The following is a 23,143-nucleotide window of genomic DNA, read 5'->3' as shown; positions in this document are numbered from 1 at the left end:
TAATTTACCAGCGAGCATCTCTTCTGACAAGCTTTATGGGGCTCTGGCAAGCGTTATAACGCTTTTCCCACTGTTGAAGGCGGCTTGCTTATGCAGGTCAAGCCGGTAAAATGGCCGGCTCACGAATTGGCGCTGCCCATGCAGCATAAACCATGTGGCCTTTGGTAGGGGCCACCACTGGAAAGGATCTGAACATGCCCGTAGTAACCCTCCCTGACGGCAGTCAACGCGATTACCCGAACCCTGTGACTATTTATGACGTGGCCGCTGATATTGGCCCCGGACTGGCAAAAGCTGCGTTGGCTGGCAAAGTCGGCGGCGAACTGGTTGATACTTCTTATCTGATTGACTCAGATGCCGAGTTGGCCATTATCACCGAAAGGTCCGACGAGGGTTTGGAGGTGATTCGTCACTCCACCGCCCACCTGCTTGCCCAGGCGGTAAAACAGTTGTTTCCGGGTGCGCAGGTCACTATTGGCCCGGTGATTGATAACGGCTTCTATTATGACTTTGCCTATGAGCGGCCGTTTACCCCGGAAGATCTCGATGCCATCGAGCGAAAAATGGGTGAGCTTGCCCAGGCGGATACAACGGTGGTGCGCCGTGAATTGTCCCGCGACGAGGCTGTGGCCTATTTCCGCGGCATCGGTGAAGCCTACAAGGCGGAAATCATTGAAAGTATTCCGCCGGACCAGACGCTCTCCCTCTATAGACAGGGAGATTTTGAAGACCTCTGCCGCGGGCCGCACGTGCCCTCAACGGGAAAGCTCAAACACTTCAAGTTGATGAAAGTGGCTGGGGCCTACTGGCGGGGTGACTCCAATAATGAAATGCTGCAGCGCATCTATGGCACGGCCTGGTCGAGCAAGAAAGAATTGAATGCCTACCTGTTCAGGCTGGAAGAGGCGGAAAAGCGCGATCACCGTAAGCTGGCCAAGAAATTCGACCTGTTCCATATGCAGGAAGAAGCCCCGGGGATGGTGTTCTGGCATCCGAAGGGTTGGAGTATTTATACCCAGATTGAGAGCTACATGCGCGATGTGCAGCGTAGCAATGGCTATCGGGAAATCAAAACGCCCCAGGTGGTGGATCGATCCCTTTGGGAGCGGTCCGGCCACTGGGATATTTTCCGGGAACACATGTTTACCGTGGAATCCGAATCGCGAGATTACGCGGTAAAGCCGATGAACTGCCCCTGCCATATCCAGGTCTTCAATCAGGGACTGAAAAGCTATCGCGACCTGCCACTGCGCTTGGCGGAATTCGGTTCCTGCCACCGCAACGAGGCTTCCGGTACCTTGCAGGGCCTGATGCGTGTGCGGGGCTTTGTCCAGGACGATGCGCATATTTTCTGTGCCGAAGCGCAAATTCAGGACGAAGTCTCAACCTTTGTGGATCTGCTGTTTCAGGTCTATCGGGATTTCGGGTTTGAGGACGTGATCATCCGGCTCTCCACCCGCCCCGAGCAACGGGTCGGCAGTGATGCCGTCTGGGATAAAGCGGAGCAGGCACTGGCGGATGCGCTGTCTGCAAAAGGGCTGGATTATGAGTTGTTGCCGGGGGAGGGCGCTTTCTACGGTCCAAAAATTGAATTCTCTCTGAAGGATTGCCTCGAACGGGTCTGGCAGTGCGGTACGATTCAGGTGGATTTCTCCATGCCGGGACGGCTGGATGCCCAGTATGTAGCTGAAGATGGCTCCCGCCAGGTGCCGGTGATGCTGCACCGCGCTATCCTCGGTTCTTTCGAGCGATTTATCGGTATTCTGATTGAACATTTTGAGGGCGCTTTCCCGGTTTGGCTCGCACCCCAGCAAGCGGTGGTGATGAATATTACCGATGCGCAGGCAGATTATGTCCGTCAGGTGGCTGATACCTTGAAAAACAAGGGCTTCCGGGTGGAAAATGACTTGAGAAACGAAAAGATCGGCTTTAAAATCCGCGAGCACACAATTCAGAAGATTCCCTACCTGTTGGTAATCGGAGATAGGGAAGTAGAAACGCAGACCGTGGCAGTGCGCACGCGAGGCGGTGAAGATCTGGGCATCATGAAGGTTTCAGATTTTGCCGAACTTCTCGCACAAGACGTACAGCGCCGCGGTCGCGTTATTTAAAGACAATAGTCGGAGATTAAATTATCAAGAAAAATTATGGCAAGGGGGCAGCAAAACGGTCTCGAATGAATGAAGAGATCGACGTCCCCGAGGTTCGACTGGTTAACGCCGATGGCGAACAGGCTGGCATTGTCAGCATTGAAGATGCCCTGAGTGCAGCCCTGGCTGCCGGTTTGGATCTGGTGGAAATTGCTCCGGACGCCGAGCCGCCTGTCTGCAAGGTCATGGACTACGGCAAGAAGCTGTTTGAAGTGAAAAAGCAACAGGCTGCACAACGCAAGAAGCAGAAGCAGACTCAGGTCAAGGAAATGAAGTTTCGTCCGGGAACGGACATCGGAGACTACCAGATCAAGTTACGTAACCTGATCCGGTTTCTCGAAAATGGGGATAAGGCCAAAGTAACCCTCCGGTTTCGCGGCCGCGAGATGGCTCACCAGGAACTCGGTATGGAAATGCTCAAGCGTATTGAGCTGGACCTGGAGGAACTGGGTTCTGTCGAGCAATTCCCTAAAATGGAAGGGCGACAACTCACTATGGTGATCGCCCCCAAAAGCAGGAAGAAGTAACCCGACCCCATCTGGCCTCCGGCCATATCAGGATTCACCGGGCACTACCCGCGCGCAGCCCCTGGCAGACTGTCCGGGAGTGACTTCTTCATTATTTAACCCGTCTATAAACGGAGACACAAAATGCCAAAAGCAAAAGTACATAGCGGTGCCGCCAAGCGCTTCAAGAAAACCGGCGCTGGCTACAAGCACAAACATGCCAACAGAAGTCACATCCTCACAAAAATGTCGCAGAAGCGTAAGCGTCACCTGCGCGGCACCAGCACCATGAATGGTTCTGATTCGCCCCTGGTCGATCGTATGTTGCGCTCCTGATTAACCGATTATTTGAGAGGATATTGATATGTCACGTGTAAAAAGAGGTGTTGTCGCACACCGTCGCCACAAGAAAATTCTGAAGGCTGCAAAGGGTTACTACGGTGCTCGCAGTCGTATATTCCGCGTTGCCAAACAAGCTGTCACCAAGGCAGGTCAGTACGCCTACCGTGACCGCCGTGTCAAAAAGCGTACCTTCCGCGCTCTGTGGATTACCCGGATCAATGCGCAATCACGCGCTGAGGGTATCAGCTACAGCCGCCTGATCGCGGGACTGAAGAAAGCCAATATTGAGCTGGATCGCCGTGTGTTGGCCGACCTTGCTGTTCACGATAAAGCGGCATTTGCTGCTGTCGCAGAACAGGCGAAGGCTGCCCTGGCTTGATATATTTGTGCCGGGGTTTTCCCGGCATCAAATAATGCAGATTGAAAGGGGAAAGGGCCGCAGCTCTTTCCCTTTTTTGTTTTTGATATGAACCGGTTGATAAGGTTGTGAGCATGGAAACCCTTGATCTTCTGGCCCGTGAAGCGCAGCAGGCCATAGAGCAGGCACAGGATTTGGCAGCACTGGATCAGGTGCGGGTCGAATATCTCGGCAAGCGAGGCAGGCTGACGGATTTGTTAAAAGGGTTGGGCAAACTCTCGGCTGAAGAGCGCCCCGCAGCGGGTGCGAAAATTAATGAAGTAAAAGAGCAGCTCCAGAGTCAGATCAATCACTGCCGCAATGATTTGGAGAATGCGGATCTGGAGGCCAGGCTGGCCAGCGAAGCACTGGATGTGACACTACCCGGGCGGGGCGAAGACAGCGGCGGACTGCATCTGATTACCCATACCATGGAGCGGATTGAGGCCTTCTTCAGCCGGGTTGGTTACAGCGTGGAAGAGGGCCCCGAGATCGAAGACGATTATCACAACTTCGAAGCCCTGAATATTCCATCACACCATCCGGCCAGGGCCATGCACGATACTTTCTATGTGACGGAAAATACCGTGCTTCGCACCCACACCTCGCCGGTGCAGATTCGTACCATGAAGACCCAGGAACCCCCTATCCGCATTATCTGTCCCGGGCGCGTCTACCGCTGTGACTCCGATCTGACCCACACCCCGATGTTCCATCAGGTCGAAGGTCTGGTGGTGGATCGCGATGTCAGCATGGCCGACCTCAGAGGAACCATTGATCAGTTTCTGAAGGCGTTTTTTGAGGCAGACCTGCCGGTGCGCTTCCGCCCCTCTTATTTTCCGTTTACCGAACCCTCTGCCGAGGTGGATATCCAGTGCACCAACTGTCGCGGTGCCGGCTGTCGCATCTGCAAGAATACCGGGTGGTTGGAGGTGATGGGTTGCGGGATGGTGCACCCCAATGTATTCGGTCATTGTGGCATTGATGCCGAGAAATATTCGGGTTTTGCCTTTGGCATGGGCGTCGAGCGGCTGGCGATGCTGCGCTACGGGGTCAATGACCTCCGTCTGTTTTTTGATAACGAAGTTCAGTTTCTAAAACAGTTTTAAAACAAATAGATATATTATTTATCTAAAGTAAATAATTTGATTTGGTGAGCAATGAAATTCAGTGAATCCTGGTTGCGTGAGTGGGTTAGTCCGAGTATTGACACGGCAGAGCTGGTTGCTCAGCTGACCATGGCGGGTCTCGAAGTGGATGCGGTTGACGCCGTGGCCCCGGCGTTCGATGGCGTGGTGGTCGGTGAAATTGGCGCCGTGGACCCACACCCCAATGCCGACAAATTGCGAGTCTGTCAGGTAACCGGCGCTGCCGGTGAAACAGTGCAGGTGGTTTGTGGCGCACCCAATGCCCGCCAGGGACTGAAAGTGCCCTTCGCAACGGTGGGCGCCACGCTGCCCGGCGATATGAAAATCCGTAAAGCCAGGCTGAGGGACGTGGAGTCCTTCGGCATGCTCTGTGGTCAGGATGAAATTGGTCTGGGTGGTGATGGCTCCGGCCTTTGGGAGCTGCCCTCCGATGCGCCAACGGGTGCGGATCTGCGCGACTATCTGAGCCTGAATGACCAATTGATTGAAGTCGACTTAACCCCCAATCGCGGCGATTGTCTGAGTATTCGTGGCCTGGCCCGCGAGGTGGGTGTATTAAATACGGTTGCGGTAACCGGGCCTTCCCTTGATCCGGTATCGGCCACGGTCGACGATCATTTGCCTGTTGTATTGGATGCCCCCGCTGCCTGCCCCCGTTATGCGGGTCGGGTGATTCGCGATGTCAATCTGGCTGCGCCATCTCCCCTGTGGTTGCAGGAAAAACTACGCCGCAGCGGTATTCGCAGTATCGACCCGGTGGTCGATGTGACCAATTATGTGATGCTCGAGCTGGGTCAACCGATGCACGCCTTTGATCTCGCCACGCTGGACGGCGGTATTCGGGTGCGCATGGCAGAGCAGGGTGAGTCACTCGAGTTGCTGGACGGTTCCAAGGCCACATTGAACGAGGACACACTGGTCATTGCCGATCACCAAAAACCGTTGGCTATCGCCGGTATCATGGGTGGCAAACTGTCTGCCGTCACGGCGGATACCCGGGATATTTTTCTTGAAAGTGCCTATTTTGATCCGCTGGCGATTGCCGGTCGCCCACGCAATTACGGGCTCCATACGGATTCATCCCACCGCTTCGAGCGCGGTGTTGACTGGCAATTGCAGTCTCTCGCCATTGAGCGTGCCACCGCACTGTTGCTGGACATCGTCGGAGGGCAGGCCGGCCCGGTAACTGTAGCCGAGTCGGCAGCACATTTGCCCCGATCTGCAGAGGTGAGGCTGACCCGGCGCAAACTGCAACAGCAGTTGAGTCTGTCACTGGATGCCGGGCTGGTTAGCGGCATGTTGCAGCGTCTCGGTCTGGAAATTCTTGCCGAGGATGAAGACGGCTGGCGCTGCAGGGTTCCCAGCTGGCGCTTCGATATTGCGATTGAAGTGGACCTGATCGAGGAAGTGGCCCGCATCTACGGCTATAACCGCTTGCCGACCGCCACGATCAGCGCCAGTTTGCCGATTGAAGTATGTCGCGAAACCCGCACCGGCCTGTCATTGTTGCGACAGCAGTTGGTTGCCCGGGGTTACCGCGAAGCCATTACCTACTGTTTTGTCGATCCCGATGTCCAGAAACTCCTGCTGCCAGAGATAGAGGGTGTCGCACTGGCCAATCCCATCGCCAGTGATATGTCGGTGATGAGAACCACGCTCTGGTCCGGCCTGCTGCCGGCGATACGCCGCAACCTCAATCGCCAGCAATCCCGTGTCAGGATTTTTGAGTCCGGGTTGAGCTTCATGCCCGAGGAGGGTGGCGTGAAGCAGGAGCCCATGATTGCCGGTGCCGTCACCGGTACTCGTTTGCCGGAACGCTGGTCAAACCCGCGTGATCTGGTGGATTTTTTTGATATCAAGTCCGATGTGGAAGCGCTCCTCAAGCAGAACCATGTGTTTGATCAGTATCACTTTGTGCCTGCTGCACATCCCGCGCTGCACCCCGGTCAATGTGCCGCCATTGAGCGAAACGGTAAGCCGGTGGGTTATATTGGTCTGCTGCACCCGCGTGTTCAGAAGCTGCTGGATATCTCCCAGCCAGTGTACGTTTTTGAGCTTGCCCTGGGTGCTGTGGTCGAGGGTGAGCTGCCCGCTTTTCGGGGTGTCAGCCGGTTCCCGGAAGTCCGCCGCGACCTGGCGGTGATTGTGGATCGGGACCTTTCCGCCAGTACGCTCTGTGAAACCATTCGAGAGGCGGCAGGTCATTACCTCGTTGACTTAAAGATATTTGACGTCTACCAAGGGAAAGGTGTTGAAATCAATAGAAAAAGTATCGCGGTTGGCTTGACCTTTAGAGAGAGTTCGCGCACTCTTACCGAAGAAGAAATCACAGCGGCTGTCGACCGGGTGGTCAGCACCATAAAAGAACAACATTCAGCGAGTCTCAGGGGTTAAGCGAGTTATGTCAGCACTTACCAAAGCCGACCTTGCAGAAATGCTTTTCGAAGACCTGGGTTTGAACAAACGCGAGGCCAAGGAAATCGTCGAATCATTTTTTGAAGAGATCCGCACCGCCCTTGAGAAAAACGAACAGGTCAAATTATCAGGTTTTGGTAACTTTGAACTGCGCGACAAAAAAACCCGCCCCGGTCGCAATCCAAAAACCGGTGAAGAGATCCCCATTTCTGCCAGACGAGTAGTGACGTTCAAACCCGGACAAAAACTTAAAGCGAGAGTAGAAAGCTATGCTGGAACCGAGCAATAACGATCAGTTGCCGGCCATTCCCGGCAAGCGTTACTTCACCATCGGTGAAGTCAGTGAACTCTGCGATGTCAAACCCCATGTGCTTCGCTACTGGGAACAGGAGTTTCCCACTCTCAGCCCGGTAAAACGCCGTGGTAATCGCCGCTACTATCAGCGCCAGGATGTCATCCTGATCCGGCAGATTCGTTCATTGCTCTATGAGCAGGGTTTTACCATTGGTGGTGCCCGTCAGCGCATGACCGGTGAGGATGCCAAGGAAGAGGCCACGCAGGTCAGGCAGCTGATCGACCAGACAGTCGGCGAGCTGGAAGACCTGTTGCAGGTACTGAAGGGCTGATTTTATTCTTGAATTGTGGGGTGCATCCGGTATTATGTGCGCCTTCCTATTCGGGGCGTAGCGCAGTCTGGTAGCGCACTACACTGGGGGTGTAGTGGTCACAGGTTCAAATCCTGTCGTCCCGACCAAAAAATTGTTGAAATTCAACGTGTTAAAAGGCCCGCCAAAAAGCGGGCCTTTTTCATTTCTCAGTTTAAGTCCCTATTAAGTCCAGTTTTTGTTGATGATCGCGGACTTCTGGTCGGTGGCGGTCGAAAGATAAGCTGCACTGAAAATCCCCAGAAGGCTAACCTCTTTACTGGTTCGCCCCCGACTTTGGACGCCACCTATATCAAATGGGTATGCGCGCTCGATAGGCTGTTTTTTTATACAGGATATCGAGGTGTTATTAAATCCCTTTCTCGGTTTATACTCAGTCAATGCGCGTTATCATGCGAACCGGAAAAAATGATCCCAATAAAACAGGGTGTTGCAGGTTCGCGGGAAAAGATAACGAGGTCCTACTATTTTAGATAATAGGAAAAACTCGCTTTATTCTGAAAGGAATCGGAGATGCTCCAATTTTCTATTCTGTATCAATCCGTTATCAAAGTGGGCCGAATATTAGTTTTGGCAAAGCGCGAGTGCGCCATATACAAATGTTAAGCGCAAATAAGAGTATCGGCATTGAACGGAATACATCGTTACAAGAAAAACCAGCCTGTAAATTGGTTCCATAAGTCGAAATCGAAATCAAACCAGTACTGCCTTTACTGCGGCCGTCTTGTTGGGGCGGATTCTCGTCTGGAATCAAACAAAGAGCATCTTATCGGTAGAGAGTTTGTTCCTACTGGCGAGTTTGGGAATGGAAATCTATTCAATCTTATTTTCAGAGCATGTAAAGAATGCAATGATGAGAAGTCGGATGTAGAACGTCATCTGTCATCAATAACTTTATTTAATAGCCCTGCCAGAAAGGATTCACAAGCACATAACGAGATAGCTCAACGCAAAGCAGAAAAAGATTTTCACCCCAATAAACAGGGAACCTTAATCAAAGATTCTGGTGACAATTTTACGGTCTCTTCGAACTTTGGCCCAGCGAGCATATCTTTTAGTATAGATGGGCCACCTCAAGCCGACGAACGTCGTATTGAATTTCTTGCCTATAGGCACGTGCAAGGAATATTTTCACTGATAACTTCGCGCGACCCACTTACTGCTGAAGGTACATGTTTGCTCAGCCACAAATATTTCCATCTTCACGGTTCATATGTTCATTCAGATTGGGGCAACCCTCAATTACTAAATATTATGGAACGGGCTAGTGAAATTCCTTGCTATGCAAATATCGAGAGCGCAAATGGCTTTTTTAAGGCAATAATGCGTAGAGAAAAAGGTGAAACTGGCGAATGGTTTTGGGCATTAGAGTGGAACAAAAGCCTAAGAGTCGTTGGAGCAATTTCTCAGCCAGAACGCTACCCTGCAATATTTCAAGATTTACCCAGCTTGGAATGGAATGAAACTGGCTTGCAAGAAGGTGCAAGAACAAGAATTCGAAAAGAAATTCCCCTTGAGCCAGAGAAAGACATAATGTTTTCGGGAATGGTCGAAAATGCAGAAGGCGCTTAACAAAAAGTTCAACGACGCTCGTTCCTCGCTCGGACGCGCTAACGCACGCCGGTTAACTTGGCGTTAGCCGTACAACATAAGGAGGTCACGTGACAGAAAGAGTGAATCTTGGTAAGTCAGCACCTGAGCTGTATCTGACAGTCATTGAGCTTGACCGGCTTGCCTCAGATGCTTTAACCAAGGCGGGGGTTGCCGTAGGATTTTCGCATCTCTTACGCTTGCGCGCATCCCAGATAAATCAATGTGCTTTCTGCATCAGATTGCATGCGCGGGATGCACTTGCCAGCGGGGAGTCTTCTGATCGTGTAGCAGTCCTTTCTGCATGGAAAGAGACCGAATACTTCAGCTCAAAAGAGCGTGCCGCGTTAGAGCTTGTGGAGGCAATTACACTGATCTCTGACAGCCAGCTGCCTGACGCAATCTACGAACAGGCCGTAACCAGTCTTTCCAAAGAAGAAGTGTCGGCCATTGAGTGGCTTTCCGTTATCATCAATACATGGAATCGTATTGCTATCTCTAGCCGTTACCCTGTCAAGGCGTAGGTACGGCTAACAAGGCGCTGTTGTCGGACAAATTTTCTGCTACGCTCCAAATTTGTTGCAGAGCGCGGCGTTATGTGGTCACTGAATGAGCATTGAGATCGTTCTGGTAGTGTCAGCTTTCCTCCTAGTCATTCCTGTGTTGCTCACTCGCTGCTTGTGGTTTTGGGTATTTTCGCTGGTATTGGGCCTGCCGATGGTAGCAGTTTGGGCAGTGTATTTTTACCAAACGTCGCAGCCTGAACACTCCGGTTCTCCAGGGGATTTTTTCGGAGTTCTGATAATGGTGCTTGTATCTGGTTCACTAGCTTTAGGAATGTTCTTGCGGTACGTTCGGTGGTTAATCGAACTAAAATTGCAGGAAATTAGGGGCTCAAAATCAGCGTGCTCCGGCGACTCCATGAGCAACACATAACTAGTCATTGTAGTTCGTTTCGGGCCTGTGGCCCTCCACTGGACGCCCATTGCGCTGCGCTCCATGGGCGCCGTTAAAAATTGGCGTTAGGTGCCCGAGCCCCCCACGACTTGTAGACGCTCTGTATAGTCAGATTGACCTATATGGAGGTGCTTATCATGGCACATAAAAAAAGCAGGCTTATACCGAGGAGTTCCGTGAGGCGGTAGATAAATGGGGCCAGGTACAACTTTTTTATAAACTGTTCTAAGTTGAAATTGCCTGTGTGGTTTTTTATGAAAATTGTACCTGACCTTAGTTTTGTTTTTTCATTTCTGCACAAAAAAATGGGCTGCTTTACGCAGCCCATTGTTACCGTGGTCAGCACCCGTTAAAGATTGGGATCCGTCGAGAATTGTGGGGTCGTACGAGGCTTTGATCCGTCAAAAAAAGTAGTGACGGACGTGGCTTTCATGATTTTGTGGTCAAAAAAGCCACGCTGAATGGCGCCGGTAACCGATACGTAGTCGCCGACTTTGAGTTGCTGGTAACCCACGTTATCAAGCGGATCATAAGGCATGGTGTTTACCTTAACCGTGAGTTGTCTATCGTCAGTATCCAGGGTGAAACTGTCATCAGCTACGATAGTGATGCGTCCCTGTACTGTACCGCGGGAAACGACCACGGGCATGTTGCCCGCCAGGTACGAATCCTCTTCCTTCATGGCATCAGCGTGGAAGGTGGTACCAATATTTTCCACATAGACACTGCCGGCCTCAATTGTGGCACTTTCATACAGGTCATCATCCACCATGCCGGAGACGCGTACCTTGTCACCTTTTTTCAGTGCGTAGGCATCAGCATCTCTGTCGACATCGTCCATCTCGACAGTGATATTGCCTTCACCGTAGTCGAGGACAAACATGTTCGGACCGACACGATCAACGGTCCCGTCAATGTTAAGCCATGTGCCATCCGGGTAGCTCTTTGGTTTTTCAGTTGGTTTTTCCATTGGTTTTTCAGCGTAAGCACCGATGGAAAACGCCATGACCAACATCATCAGCAGGGTATTAAAAGTACGGCAAATCATATTGATACCTCCGTATCGTTTGAGTGATTAAAAGTTACACGAAAGACGTTGACAGGGCAGGCCGCTGGGACCTTCAGCCTGTCACAAAAAAATCTGATTAGAGTTTTACAGGGGACTTATCGGATATAGGGTGCTCGGAAGCCCACCTGTATTTGGTGGCATCCATGGAGTTAAGGAGTTGGTTAGATGCTTCGAGCAATGGTGCTGCTATATATTGGCATCGATTGCTTGGCATAGGTCGTTTAAAAATTCCTCCGTCGATTAAACAGTGTGGTTAAGTCTCTCGACATTTTCTGATTTATTTTGTTCCCGACAGCTTTTTTTAATCTGCTGGACATACTTGCAAACGTAGTTCAAGCGACTGGGCCTTGCAAACTTCAAGCGTGATAACGCAGAGGACGACCAGCCCTGTTCTAACCGCACAGTATCGGTATCTCCACCCCGGAAAAGTATTCACTAATTCTCGGATAGTGGCGTGGTCGCCACAACCGTTACATTGGCTCGACTACGCGCAGAATACTAGAATGTTCCAAACTCAGACTTTGGACCGTTTCGACAACCAGATGCTGGTTTGTCACCTGAATAGCGGATAAAAATCACAGGCGGGACAAAGTAGCCGGGGTAGATGGCGACTTGTTCGGGAGCAGAGCCTGGACGACTGGCCGGGGTATTTCCATTGGTCATATAAACAGTGCTAGTCTGACATCAGGTTTGAGGCGCATGTTGAGGGTGGTTCCGGGTTGGTTGGTGTCGGCCCAGTTTTGACACAGGCGGCTGTATTTCAACAGGCAGATTGAATCTGACAAAGGGGCTTTCCATGCTCGAATCAATCCAGCAACAAATTCTGGATGTTTTAACTTCAGTGATTGTTCATATTCCCAATCTGGTGGGTGGATTACTGTTACTGCTGGCCGGTTGGCTGCTGGCCCGGTTTTTACATCTGCTGGTTACCCGTTTTATCCGTACTCTCAATCATCTGCTGGATCGCCAGTTACAAAACTTAAATCTTCACTTTGTGCGCATACCGCCCGCCACAGAAAGGTTGATTGGTTTTGTGGTGTTCTGGGCCACTATTCTGATATTTGCAATTGTCGCCATTAGGGTGGTGGGCGTTGCCGGGGCGACTGTCTGGCTCGATCGTTTAATGGTGTATCTGCCCTCTCTGATGGCGGGTGGCCTGATTATTATCAGCGGCTTTATTCTCGGCAGTGTGGTACGCCATCTGATCACCCATGCGGCGGCCTCAGCCGATATTGCCCAGGCAGCGCTGCTAGGTCAAATTGCGCAGATCTCCTTTGTTATTGTCGGCGTGGTTATGGGGCTTGGCCAGGTGGGCGTCGATGTCAGTTTCCTGGTCATTCTGTTTGGTATTGGTTTTGCTGCCGTTTTGACGGGGTTTTCTCTGGCCTTTGGCCTCGGAGCCAGACCGCTGGTGGAAAACCTCATCGCAACACGTCATCTCAAGGAATTTGTCCGGCCCGGACAGATTGTCGAGACCGGCAATGAGCGGGGCAGGGTATTGGAGTTCACTGCTACTGGAATGGTGGTGGAAACGGCTGAAGGTCGAAAACTGATTCCGGCGCGGCTCTGTATGCAGCAGTCTTTCAGTGTGATTACCCGGGAGTCGATGGATGACAAGCTCTAATCCCCTGAGTCTGGATTTTCTTATCAATAAGCCCGAGGCCGCAGCCCGGGTGTTGCAGTCGCTGGAGGATCAAGAGGCGGCGTTGTACCTGCAGGAGGTGCCGGTCCGGATTGTTGCTCCTGTACTGCAGGAAATGCAGGTGTGGCCAGCCTCGCGTATTCTCGACCAGTTGTCGCTGGAACAGAACGCGGCTATTGTTGCCCGGCTCCCCTACCAGACAGTCGCTGCGCTGTTGCGTTTGCAGCAGCGCACACGGCGCACCGAGCTGCTGGCAGTAGTGCCCGCCAAGCTTTCCCGGTCTTTGAGTGTGTCGCTGATTTATCAGGAAAACACGGTTGGTGCCTGGATGGATATGTCCACGCCGGGCTTTTATCCTGAGCTCACGGTCGGTGATTGTCTGGCATTACTGAAAAAGTCTGCGGACTCATTTGGTACCAGTCTGGTGATTATCAACCAATCCCACCAAGTGATTGGCATGGTAGGTCTGGATAAGCTGCTGGCCAGCCCCGATGAGCAAATACTGGGTCAATTGGTGGATTCGGCTCAGCAACCGCTGGCTGCAGAGATGAGCATCCAGATGGCTGTCAATCTGTCTGATTGGCATTGTTACCCTGTGTTGCCGGTCCGCAATTCGAGTGGTGTTTACCTCGGGACAGTGACACGTTCAGTATTGCGCACGGCACTGGAGAAGACCCCTTCGGCGAATGTCTCACTGGGCGATTCACTGTTGTCCCATCTTGCCCGCGCCATGATTGTCACTGCGACCGGTATGGTGCAAATGGCTCCGGGCAGTCATGCGTCCTGGTTGGCTGATAAAGGAGGGTCATACCATGACGACTAATGCTTCCCCGGATCCCCGCGCGGTTGACATGGCGTTGACCCGCAAATTTCTGCTGGATTATCCCAGAGATGCAGCCCTGAAAATTGAAGCGCTGGCTCCCCGGGAGGTGGCCGCAGTGCTGAGCCTGCAGCCCGTATATGTGCTTTTATCCCTATGGCGGTATTTGACGCCCAATGTCGCTGCCGAGATTCTGGTTTGTTTACCAGAAGGGCACAGCCGTCAACTGCTTAGCGAATTACCACCTCTGGATTCGGTGCGGATGATCGGGCAGCTGGATGACGAATCACGGGATGCTCTGCTGAAGACCCTGGACGAATCAATCCGCAGGGAGTTGGCGGAACTGATGAGCTACCCGGAAAGCAGTGCCGGACGTTTGATGGATACCCGTGCCCTAGTATTTCGCGACAGCATGACCATCTCAGAGACGCTGGAAATTCTCCGCAAGCGCCAACTGAAGACGGCGCGCAGTGTCTTTCTGGTTGATACCGAAGGCCGCCTGAGCGCCAAGGTTCACTTGCAGGACATCGCTATCGCCGATCCCGGCACATCCCTGGGTGCGATAGCCAAACCGGTTACGGCAGTGGTTGCCGGTACCGCAGGAAAAGAGGAAATTTCCGAGTTGTTTGAAAAACATCAACTGCTCGACTTGCCAGTGGTTGATATTGATCGTCGTCTGCTGGGTATTATCCATCACAGCAGTCTGGTTCAGGTTTCCCAGGAGGACATGTCATCCGATGTGCTGGCCATGGTGGGTGCCAGCCGTGAAGAACGCGCCCTGTCGAAGCCACTGTTTGCCGTGAAAAAGCGGATGCCCTGGTTACAGGTCAATTTGCTGACGGCTTTTTTGGCCGCCTCCGTAGTGGGAATATTCGAAAGCACGATTGCCAGTTTTACGGCTCTGGCCGTGCTGCTGCCGGTGGTTGCCGGTCAATCGGGCAATGCCGGGGCCCAGGCTCTTGCGGTTACTATGCGCGGCCTGGCATTGCGAGAAATCACGGTTCGCCACTGGTTCAGGGTGATGTTCAAGGAAGTACGGGTGGGCCTGATAAATGGTATTGGTATTGCAGTGACCTGCGGTATTGGCGTATTTGTATGGAGCCAGTCAATAGGGCTGGTGCTGGTGATCTGTTCAGCGATGGTGCTGGCGATGATCGCGGCGGGTTTTGCCGGTGCGGTGGTGCCGATTGTACTGGTGCGGCTAGGTCAGGACCCGGCGCAGGCATCTTCCATTATTCTTACCACAGTCACTGATATTATCGGCTTTTTTGCCTTTCTGGGAATCGCGGCACTGCTGTCGGGGCTGCTGTAGCAACTTACCCGGTAAAGCGGGAGGATAGTAATCTTCTGGTGGGGCCGATCGTCGTTGATAACCAGGTTGGGTTTCGCGGTCCTGTTGCCTGCAAAGGCGGGACTAGTGAGGCATAATAGCCACCGATTGCTTCTGTCAGGTACTGACACTTGGCTCAATATGGTGTATGCAACGGTGCAGCACTTTTTATTACCCAAAAATGGATTTCCCCCGATATGACCCTAACTGTACGCAAAGCTGTTATTCCTGTCGCCGGGCTGGGCACTCGTATGTTGCCGGCCACCAAGGCTATTCCAAAAGAAATGTTGCCGGTGGTGGACAAGCCGCTTATTCAGTACGTCGTCAATGAGGCTATTGCGGCGGGAATTACCGAGATCGTACTGGTCACCCATGCCAGTAAGAACTCCATTGAGAACCACTTCGACACCAGTTTTGAGCTGGAGGCGCAGCTGGAAAAGCGGGTCAAGCGTCAGCTACTTGATGATGTCCGCTCGATCGTGCCCCAGGAGGTGACCATCATTTCGGTCAGGCAGCCCTATGCAAAGGGTCTTGGGCATGCAATCAGTTGTGCGAGGCCGGTGGTAGGTGATCAGCCTTTTGCCATTCTGTTGCCGGATGTTTTGGTGGACAAGTATCGGGCAGACTCGAAAAAAGACAATTTATCGTCCATGGTGAAAAACTTTACTGCCACAGGTCACAGCCAGATTATGGTGGAGGCGGTTCCATGGGAAGACGTTAATAAATATGGCGTTGTCGATTGTCAGGGCGTTGAGTTGATGGCCGGCAGCGTGGCGAGAATCCACAGCATGGTCGAAAAACCGAAACCGGAGAATGCTCCGTCCAACATGGCTGTTGTGGGGCGTTACGTGGTGTCACCAACTATTTGGGAGCTGCTGGAAAAAACGCCACTCGGGGTAGGTGGTGAAGTCCAGTTAACGGATGCTCTGGAAGAACTGCTCAAGCAGGAAGTGGTCGAGGCCTATCGGATCGTAGGTTGTAGTCATGATTGCGGCAGTAAACTTGGTTACCTACAGGCCAATATTGCCTATGCCCTGCAGCACGATGAAATTGGTGAAGGGATTAAAGACTATCTCAAAAACAATCGCCATGTTGACGCTGCAGCCATATTGGAAAAACCTTGCCGATAGCCTGCCCCTTTGTGATGACCCATACCGGTTTGGGGTGGGTGTCCCTGTGATGTGAGTACTATGAAAATTACCTGCTTTAAGGCATATGACATTCGGGGCAGGCTCGGTTCCGAGCTGTCCGTAGAGATTGCCTACCGTATTGGCCGGGCCTATGCCCGCTGGTTGAAACCTGAAACCGTGGTGGTTGGCGGCGATATCCGTACCTCCAGCCCGACGTTGAAAAGTGCGCTGGCCTCGGGGTTGCGCGATGAAGGGGTCGATGTGCTGGACATTGGACTGTGCGGCACTGAGGAAATCTACTTTGCGACGGCGTACCTCAATCTGTCTGGTGGCATCATGGTGACAGCCAGCCACAACCCCATTGATTATAACGGCATGAAAATGGTGCGGGAGGGCTCCAGGCCGATCAGTGCCGACACCGGCCTGAAGGTGATCCAGGCATTGGCCGAAGAAACAGATTTTTCTCCGGTAGAGCCCAGTCAACGTGGGACTTATCGCCGTATCAGTTGTTCCGATGCCTATATTGAACACGTGCTCTCGTATGTGGAGCGAAGCAAGCTTCGGCCGTTGAAAATCGTCGTCAATGCCGGCAATGGTGCTGCCGGTCCTGTGCTCGATGCGCTGGAAAGCTTTTTGCCCTTTGAGCTGATCAAGGTGAATCATGATCCGGACGGGGAGTTTCCCAACGGTATTCCAAACCCGTTGTTGCCGGAGAGTCGCCATCACACCAGTGATCTGGTGAAGTCCTCTGGTGCCGATTTTGGCCTAGCCTGGGATGGGGATTTTGACCGTTGTTTTCTGTTCGATGAGCAGGGCGAATTTATTGAGGGCTACTATATTGTCGGGTTGCTGGCAAAAGCATTTCTGCGCAAGCATCCGGGAGAAAAGATTGTCCACGACCCTCGTTTGATCTGGAACACCCAGGCGGTCTGCCGGGAATTTGGTGGTGAGGCGGTGCAAAGTAAATGTGGTCACGCCTTTATCAAGCAGGTCATGCGTGAGCAGGATGCTATCTATGGCGGTGAGATGAGTGCCCACCATTATTTCCGGGATTTCTTTTATTGCGACAGCGGCATGGTTCCCTGGCTTTTAGTGGCCGAGCTGCTGAGTGTGACCGGTCAGCCTTTGTCAGACATGATCCAGTCGATGGTGGAAGACTACCCCTGTTCCGGTGAACTGAACCGCCGTATTGATGATCCCCAGCGGGTGATGACACTACTTGAAGAACACTACGCCAATGGCGCAGTGAGTATTGAGCGGGTGGACGGATTGAGTGTGGCCTATACTGACTGGCGGTTTAATCTGCGCAGCAGTAATACCGAACCAGTTGTCAGGCTCAATGTGGAAGCCAATGACCGGACCTTGATGGAACAAAAAACCCTCGAGCTGCTCGGCCTGATGGGTGCCGATTGATGTAGGCGGTATGGCTCACTGAGGCTGTTGCCCGTTCGGAATCAGTAAATCAACCAACCACTTCCGGGAGCGTGTCATGCAGGATAAAACAGTATTGGTGACTGGTGCCACCGGATTTATCGGCAGCCGGTTCTGCCGTGAGGCCCTCTCCAGGGGTGCCCGGGTAATCGGTCTGAGCCGGTATGCGCAACAGGCACAGAAAAAACTCCCCGGCGTCGAGTTTGTTGAAAACCTTGACGCCCTGTCTCCGGAACGCCCCATTGACTATATCGTCAATCTGGCCGGTGAACCGCTGGTTGCCGGTCGCTGGAATGACCGGCGCAAACAGGCCTTCATGGACAGCAGGGTTGGCACTACCAACCGGTTATTTGAGCATTTCCAGAAAGCATCTGCACCACCTTCGGTATTGGTCAGTGGTTCCGCCGTAGGCTATTACGGCCCTCACCAGGACGAGCCGCTGGGGGAGGATGGCGCTCAGCACGATTGTTTTGCCAGCCGTCTTTGTCTGGAATGGGAAAAAAGTGCCTCGCAATTTGCTTCGCTGGGAACCCGGATATGCTACCTGCGTACCGGTATTGTGCTGGGGGCTGGTGGTGGCGCACTGAGTCGAATGCTGTTGCCTTTCCGCATGGGGCTGGGCGGCCGCCTGGGTTCTGGCAAGCAGTGGATGCCCTGGATTCATATAGCCGATGAAGTGGCGATCATTTTTTATTGTCTGGAACAATCTGCGCTGCAGGGGGCGGTCAACGCCACGGCTCCGAATCCGGTGACGAATCGTCAATTTACCAAGGCGCTCGGTTCTGCACTGCACCGTCCGACCATCTTCCCCATGCCGGAGCCCGTGGCAGTACTGCTGTTCGGTGAGATGGCCAAGGAATTATTGTTGACGGGCCAGCGGGCGTGCCCACGAAAACTGCTCGAGTCCGGCTATTCATTCCGTTTTGCCAAACTGGATGAAGCGCTTGGGGATATTGTCTAGCGCAGATTTGTCGTTGCCAGGGGGCTGTACAAAGGTCCGCTGGCCGTCAATTGACTCTGAAACAGGACTATCTGCCTAACAGATAAACAGACGTCGATTTCCAGGTCGATTTTTGCACTTGGTATTGCGGGGGCTTTTCCCAGCGTGATATGTGGCCTGAATTCCCGCTGAAGCGGTTCAAAGCCACTGGCAGCAAGGGACGCAGAAAGCTGCTGGTACAGTGCCATCAATGCCGTCGAATATTCGGGAATGGCGGCGATAGCCCTGTTCCCCGTGGCGGGAAACCGCTCGACAGTCTTCAGCAATAAATCAAATTTTTTAACGCTGAGGTCCTGGATGATCTGAACGGCAACGGCGGTCTGCTCACCTGTTTGTTCCCCGAGAAACCTCAGTGTCAGGTGGCGGCGCTGTGCAGGCACCCAGTGGTTGCCGGCATCGTTCAACCGTTGTCGGCAAATATCATCCAGAAGTTGATTTACTGTTTCAGGCAGTGTCAGGGCAATAAACAGTCGCACGGGATTACCAACTCAGTCGCCGCAGTATATGCAGCCGGAGGTGCATGTTTCCCGAACCTCGATTTTGCTGAGCAGGGGGAGCGTCGGTTTTAACCGTGCCCAGATCCACCTGGCTATATTTTCACTGGTAGGGTTTTCCAGTCCGTCGATTTCGTTGAGATAATGATGATCGAGTTGGTCATAGACCGGTTTGAAGTAATCTTTCAGGTCGCCAAAATCCATCACCCAACCGGTTTTGTCGCCGACGGTGCCGCCTAGGTAAAGCCTGATATGGTAGGAGTGCCCGTGCAGCCGACCACATTTATGTCCCTCTGCCACATTGGGTAGAAGGTGTGCCGCCTCAAAGGTAAATTCCTTGAAAATTTCCATGGGTGTACCGGTCATTTGAAAAGTTGGCCTATGGTAATTTGCAGATCTTTCCTTGTACACAAACCTGCAACTGAAATGTTTGACACCGACCGATATTTCGGTAGAATGCGCCTCTCTCTGAGGAGGGTGGTTAGCTCAGTTGGTAGAGCGACGGCCTTACAAGCCGTAGGTCACAGGTTCGACCCCTGTACCACCCACCAGTGTAAAAGTAGCATTTTGCGGACCGGTAGTTCAGCTGGTTAGAATGCCGGCCTGTCACGCCGGAGGTCGCGGGTTCGAGTCCCGTCCGGTCCGCCATATTTTAAAAAGCCACCCACCCGGGTGGTTTTTTTATGGGAAGAGCTTTTAGGGACGAGAACCCGCGAAGCGGTTCGACCGATTGGCGCAGCCAATCAAGCCGCCAGAGGAGTGGCGGCGGGGTTTACCCCTAGTGCCCCCTGGGCGCTAGTCAATCCGGTCCGCCATCACTTATCGGGTTTTGTGCCAGTTTGTTGTCCTATAGTACAGTTCCCAGTGGTTCTGGTGTTTTACCTGTTGACTGTTACCGTTACCATGCTTGGCTCGGCCATGATAATCAGGGTAACGGCAATAGCTGTGCGGGTTTTTATCCTGTTGCTGCTAAATTATCAGGTTAGTCCGGCTGCGTTTTTTAAACTGGCGTGGGTAAATGATCCCTTTCATTTCAGCGTCTTTTGCTCTACCTTGAGGCCAATTGTTTCTTTGATTTAACCCAGTTGATCTGGAAAGGTATATTCATGAAAGACCTTGATACAAAAATGGAAGCGACCACTTCGACCCCTTGGGATCAGTGGTTTGAAATGCTGACGGCTTTTAAAGCGGAAAAGGGCCACTGTCTGGTACCTCATAATTACAAGACCCCGGAGGGTTACTTTCTTTGGTACTGGGTGCAGAAAATGTGCCGGGACAAAGCTAGGGGCGAACTTTCGGAAGATCAAATTGAACGACTGAACAGTCTGGAGTTCGTCTGGGACTTGCACGACTTGCCTTGGGAAAAAGGGTTTGCTGCATTGCAGGCCTACAAGGCAGAGTACGGCAATTGCCTGGTTCCCGACGGTTACGTGACCAAGGATAACTATCCCCTTGGCCTGTGGGCATGGAAACAACGTTATTTTGATGGCAACTATCCCCGAGATAAGTACCATCGTCTCGCCGAGCTCGGGTATGTCTGGGATTTGCGTGAATACGCATGGGACTGTATGTACGCTGCGCTTGAGGCCTATCAGAAAGAGTACGGTGATTGCCTTGTGCCAGAGGGTTATATGGTTGAAGGGGGCGTTGATCTCAGTATGTGGGTAACCAAGCAGCGTTTAGATTTGGCACATAATTATCTTACACAGGCAAAGCTGTCAAAATTGAACAGGCTGGGATTCTGCTGGGCGACGGCTGATGATCTGCCGCACGTGCTGTTTGTGCCGGGAGACAACAGTAAAAAAAGTAATGTTTCAACTTCAAGCGGCCCGCTTTAATAGGAGCTGGTAGGATATTACTGGTCTGGTGGCGCTGAGAATCATTGTGACCCTGTTCCCAATGATTCTCGGTCGCCAGCTTATATCCAATAGCATACGTTGCTGTATGGACTCCCGTGTCGGCCTTGTCTCCCGCCATGGATGTACCCTCATTAAATCCGTTTGGCCTGGGTTTCGGTATAACTGGATCTTGCCGGATTGCTCATAACAAGTTTCTCCCTCGAGTGTTTGCATTGGCGCTTCAGCGGCTTCTGGCGATAACGGGCTCTATTTCCACAACGGAGCTTTATCACCCTTTTTGGGCGAAACCGATAAGATTCTGGGTATATAATCCAACGGTATTCCTAAAGGGACTCTTCCGGTTACTCCATGACTGACTTCAAACACATCGCGCTTGTGGCCAATATCCAGTTGCCCGAGATTGTAGACTCGCTGAAGCGACTGATCACTTTTCTGACAGAATCCGGCTATCAGGTGTTGCTTGAGCAAAAAACGGCGGAGCTGGTCGGCGACAGCCAATTACCGGTATTTGATAGTGACAGTCTAGAGACGTCGGTGGATCTTATCATTGTAGTTGGGGGCGATGGCAGTATGCTGAGCGCTGTGCGCAGCTTGGTGAGATATGATATTCCTTTGTTGGGTGTCAATCGGGGTCGACTGGGTTTTCTTACCGATATCCTGCCGGATGAAATGGAATCACAGATGAAACGGGTGCTGGCCGGGGAGTTTATTCTCTCCAGCCGTTTTCTGCTGGATGTTTCCATTAGCAGAAAAGGGACTGTGATCGGAACCGGTGCAGCACTGAATGATGTGGTGCTTCACCCAGGGAAATCCGTCCGGATGATGGAGTTTGAGCTGTATATTGATGGGCAATTTGTCTACAGCCAGTGTTCCGATGGTCTGATTGTTTCTACCCCGACGGGATCTACAGCCTATGCGCTCTCTGGGGGTGGGCCGATCATGCATCCCAATCTGGATGCAATTGTTCTGGTGCCGATGAATCCCCATACGTTGTCCAGTCGACCCATTGTCGTGGGCGGCAAGAGTGATATCGAGATCAGGGTGGGGTCCCGCAACGAGCTGCATCCGCTGGTCACCTGTGACGGTCAGACTGACCTGCAGTCCGAGCCCGGTGATATCATTCAGATCCACAAGAAAGCCCGCCAGGTGCAGTTGATTCATCCGGTCGCACACAATTTTTATGAGACCTGTCGTACCAAGCTTGGGTGGGGCAGCCGACTGGGTATCGATGAACGCACCAGTGATCGCATCAATAGGCTGGTCAACTAATTGCCATGAGTGAACTGGATTCAACCTGGACACATGTGGCAGACATCCCCGCTCAGCTTGATATGGACGATCTCTATGCCCGGTTAAACAGTTTGGGTATATCCCATCAGCTCAAACTCCATGGTGAGTGGGTTCAACTGTGGATAGAATATCCTGAGCAGTTGCCGCAGGTTATCAGTCTGCTGGAGGAGGCGAGGTCAACATTTTCTCCCGCCATATCGGGTCCCCCCGCCTTGAGTTTTCAGCAACAGTTACAAAAAGCCCCGGTAGTCTTGATCCTGCTGTTGCTCAGTGTCATCGGTGCTTCTTTGGTCAGTCATGCGTTTCCACTGGTGCACTGGTTGACCTTCCAGGACTACCTTTTGGTCGGTGAAAGTATCCGCTTCGAGTATGCGGAGATCGCTCTGGGTCGGGGCGAATACTGGCGGTTGGTGACGCCGGTTTTCTTGCACTTTGGTATTTTTCATCTGGCATTTAATGGCCTCTGGCTGTGGGAGTTGGGGCGGCGAATCGAAACCCTTGCAGGCAGTCTGCACATGTTGATGATTGTTTTGTTGATGGCGATTGCCTCTAACCTGGGGCAATACCTGTGGAGCGGTCCCGCGCTGTTTGGCGGTATGTCCGGTGTGGTTTATGGTCTGCTCGGCTATATCTGGATAAGAAACCGGGTATATCCCAGTCCAATACTCTCTCTTCCCGGGGGGTTGCTGGGCTTCATGTTGATCTGGCTATTGGCAGGGATGAGCGGTTTTATGGAGCTATTGATGGGAGTCAATATCGCCAATGCCGCCCATGCGATCGGTCTGGTTAGCGGCATGGTGCTGGGCGGCTGGGCTGGAGCTATCGATACCGGCGGGCACCGTCAGTAGCTGGTATAATTTTGCACAGACATAAGTCCTTAAGGTAGTGGTTGGGTGACAGCTGCTACC

General features: G+C 52.4%; 22 protein-coding genes and 3 tRNA genes. 22 read left to right on the top strand and 3 right to left on the bottom strand.

Features of this window, described 5'->3' with window-relative positions; all coding sequences use genetic code 11:
* The first annotated feature begins 194 nt into the window (after window positions 1–194).
* From thrS to U740_RS10230, 11 genes are all read left to right on the top strand, one after another.
* Window positions 195–2,111 (top strand): threonine--tRNA ligase, encoded by a 1,917-nt coding sequence (gene thrS / locus U740_RS10285; protein ID WP_036860596.1) that lies wholly within the window; start codon window positions 195–197, stop codon window positions 2,109–2,111.
* A gap of 20 nt (window positions 2,112–2,131) precedes the next feature.
* A complete protein-coding gene (gene infC, locus U740_RS10280) occupies window positions 2,132–2,677 on the top strand; it encodes a translation initiation factor IF-3 (protein WP_456107056.1) in 546 nt (181 codons plus the stop codon).
* 123 nt (window positions 2,678–2,800) lie between these two features.
* Window positions 2,801–2,992, top strand: a complete 192-nt coding sequence (gene rpmI, locus U740_RS10275) for a 50S ribosomal protein L35 (RefSeq protein WP_036860590.1) — start codon at window positions 2,801–2,803, stop codon at window positions 2,990–2,992.
* Window positions 2,993–3,020: 28 nt separating this feature from the next.
* Entirely contained in the window at window positions 3,021–3,377 is a 357-nt protein-coding gene (gene rplT, locus U740_RS10270; protein WP_036860588.1) for a 50S ribosomal protein L20, read from the top strand.
* A gap of 113 nt (window positions 3,378–3,490) precedes the next feature.
* Window positions 3,491–4,504 (top strand): phenylalanine--tRNA ligase subunit alpha, encoded by a 1,014-nt coding sequence (gene pheS, locus U740_RS10265; RefSeq protein ID WP_036860587.1) that lies wholly within the window; start codon window positions 3,491–3,493, stop codon window positions 4,502–4,504.
* A 51-nt stretch (window positions 4,505–4,555) separates the two neighbouring features.
* A complete protein-coding gene (gene pheT / locus U740_RS10260; protein WP_036860586.1) occupies window positions 4,556–6,937 on the top strand; it encodes a phenylalanine--tRNA ligase subunit beta in 2,382 nt (793 codons plus the stop codon).
* Window positions 6,938–6,944: 7 nt separating this feature from the next.
* The gene (ihfA, locus tag U740_RS10255) at window positions 6,945–7,247 is read left to right on the top strand and encodes an integration host factor subunit alpha (RefSeq protein ID WP_036860585.1); all 303 of its coding nucleotides are present in this window, start codon (window positions 6,945–6,947) and stop codon (window positions 7,245–7,247) included.
* Entirely contained in the window at window positions 7,228–7,584 is a 357-nt protein-coding gene (locus U740_RS10250) for a MerR family transcriptional regulator (protein WP_036860584.1), read from the top strand. Before ihfA ends, U740_RS10250 begins: the two co-directional genes overlap by 20 nt.
* A 51-nt stretch (window positions 7,585–7,635) precedes the next feature.
* Window positions 7,636–7,712: transfer RNA gene (locus U740_RS10245), tRNA-Pro, on the top strand.
* A 538-nt stretch (window positions 7,713–8,250) separates the two neighbouring features.
* Window positions 8,251–9,195, top strand: a complete 945-nt coding sequence (locus tag U740_RS10235; protein WP_036860582.1) for a hypothetical protein — start codon at window positions 8,251–8,253, stop codon at window positions 9,193–9,195.
* Window positions 9,196–9,284: 89 nt separating this feature from the next.
* A complete protein-coding gene (locus tag U740_RS10230) occupies window positions 9,285–9,737 on the top strand; it encodes a carboxymuconolactone decarboxylase family protein (RefSeq protein WP_036860581.1) in 453 nt (150 codons plus the stop codon).
* 782 nt (window positions 9,738–10,519) lie between these two features.
* On the opposite strand, the gene U740_RS10225 is transcribed toward U740_RS10230, so the two are convergent.
* A complete protein-coding gene (locus U740_RS10225; RefSeq protein ID WP_036860580.1) occupies window positions 10,520–11,218 on the bottom strand; it encodes a DUF5666 domain-containing protein in 699 nt (232 codons plus the stop codon).
* A gap of 817 nt (window positions 11,219–12,035) precedes the next feature.
* Here U740_RS10225 and U740_RS10220 point away from each other — a divergent pair.
* The 6 genes from U740_RS10220 to U740_RS10195 all read left to right on the top strand — a co-directional run bounded on the left by U740_RS10220 (window position 12,036) and on the right by U740_RS10195 (window position 18,553).
* The gene (locus U740_RS10220) at window positions 12,036–12,863 is read left to right on the top strand and encodes a mechanosensitive ion channel family protein (RefSeq protein WP_036860579.1); all 828 of its coding nucleotides are present in this window, start codon (window positions 12,036–12,038) and stop codon (window positions 12,861–12,863) included.
* Complete coding sequence (locus U740_RS10215) at window positions 12,850–13,704, top strand: magnesium transporter MgtE N-terminal domain-containing protein (RefSeq protein WP_036860578.1); 855 nt, start codon at window positions 12,850–12,852, stop codon at window positions 13,702–13,704. Before U740_RS10220 ends, U740_RS10215 begins: the two co-directional genes overlap by 14 nt.
* Window positions 13,694–15,013 (top strand): magnesium transporter, encoded by a 1,320-nt coding sequence (gene mgtE, locus U740_RS10210; protein WP_036860577.1) that lies wholly within the window; start codon window positions 13,694–13,696, stop codon window positions 15,011–15,013. Before U740_RS10215 ends, mgtE begins: the two co-directional genes overlap by 11 nt.
* Before the next feature lie 215 nt (window positions 15,014–15,228).
* Window positions 15,229–16,161, top strand: coding sequence for a UTP--glucose-1-phosphate uridylyltransferase GalU (gene galU / locus U740_RS10205; protein WP_051921669.1), 933 nt, complete (start codon window positions 15,229–15,231; stop codon window positions 16,159–16,161).
* Window positions 16,162–16,221: 60 nt separating this feature from the next.
* Entirely contained in the window at window positions 16,222–17,574 is a 1,353-nt protein-coding gene (locus U740_RS10200; protein WP_036860576.1) for a phosphohexomutase domain-containing protein, read from the top strand.
* Between the two features lie 76 nt (window positions 17,575–17,650).
* On the top strand, window positions 17,651–18,553 hold the full coding sequence (locus tag U740_RS10195) for a TIGR01777 family oxidoreductase (RefSeq protein ID WP_036860575.1): 903 nt from the start codon (window positions 17,651–17,653) through the stop codon (window positions 18,551–18,553).
* Here the strand turns inward: U740_RS10195 and thpR are convergent.
* Window positions 18,550–19,068 carry an RNA 2',3'-cyclic phosphodiesterase gene (gene thpR / locus U740_RS10190; protein ID WP_036860573.1) on the bottom strand — a complete coding sequence of 173 codons (519 nt, stop codon included), beginning with the start codon at window positions 19,066–19,068 and terminating at the stop codon, window positions 18,550–18,552. The genes U740_RS10195 and thpR overlap by 4 nt on opposite strands.
* Before the next feature lie 12 nt (window positions 19,069–19,080).
* Window positions 19,081–19,437 (bottom strand): 6-carboxytetrahydropterin synthase QueD, encoded by a 357-nt coding sequence (queD, locus tag U740_RS10185; protein ID WP_036861933.1) that lies wholly within the window; start codon window positions 19,435–19,437, stop codon window positions 19,081–19,083.
* A gap of 124 nt (window positions 19,438–19,561) precedes the next feature.
* On the opposite strand from queD, the gene U740_RS10180 reads away from it, so the two are divergent.
* The 5 genes from U740_RS10180 to U740_RS10155 all read left to right on the top strand — a co-directional run bounded on the left by U740_RS10180 (window position 19,562) and on the right by U740_RS10155 (window position 23,083).
* A tRNA-Val gene (locus tag U740_RS10180) sits at window positions 19,562–19,637 on the top strand.
* Between the two features lie 20 nt (window positions 19,638–19,657).
* Window positions 19,658–19,734, top strand: a tRNA-Asp gene (locus U740_RS10175).
* Window positions 19,735–20,192: 458 nt separating this feature from the next.
* On the top strand, window positions 20,193–20,924 hold the full coding sequence (locus tag U740_RS10165) for a helicase associated domain-containing protein (protein WP_036860568.1): 732 nt from the start codon (window positions 20,193–20,195) through the stop codon (window positions 20,922–20,924).
* Window positions 20,925–21,293: 369 nt separating this feature from the next.
* Complete coding sequence (locus U740_RS10160) at window positions 21,294–22,214, top strand: NAD(+) kinase (RefSeq protein WP_036860565.1); 921 nt, start codon at window positions 21,294–21,296, stop codon at window positions 22,212–22,214.
* A gap of 5 nt (window positions 22,215–22,219) precedes the next feature.
* On the top strand, window positions 22,220–23,083 hold the full coding sequence (locus tag U740_RS10155; RefSeq protein ID WP_051921437.1) for a rhomboid family intramembrane serine protease: 864 nt from the start codon (window positions 22,220–22,222) through the stop codon (window positions 23,081–23,083).
* Window positions 23,084–23,143 lie beyond the last annotated feature (60 nt).

Origin of the sequence: Porticoccus hydrocarbonoclasticus MCTG13d (assembly GCF_000744735.1) — a bacterium.
Taxonomy (GTDB): Bacteria; Pseudomonadota; Gammaproteobacteria; order Pseudomonadales; family Porticoccaceae; genus Porticoccus; species Porticoccus hydrocarbonoclasticus.
This window is presented reverse-complemented; position numbering and strand designations above follow the sequence as displayed.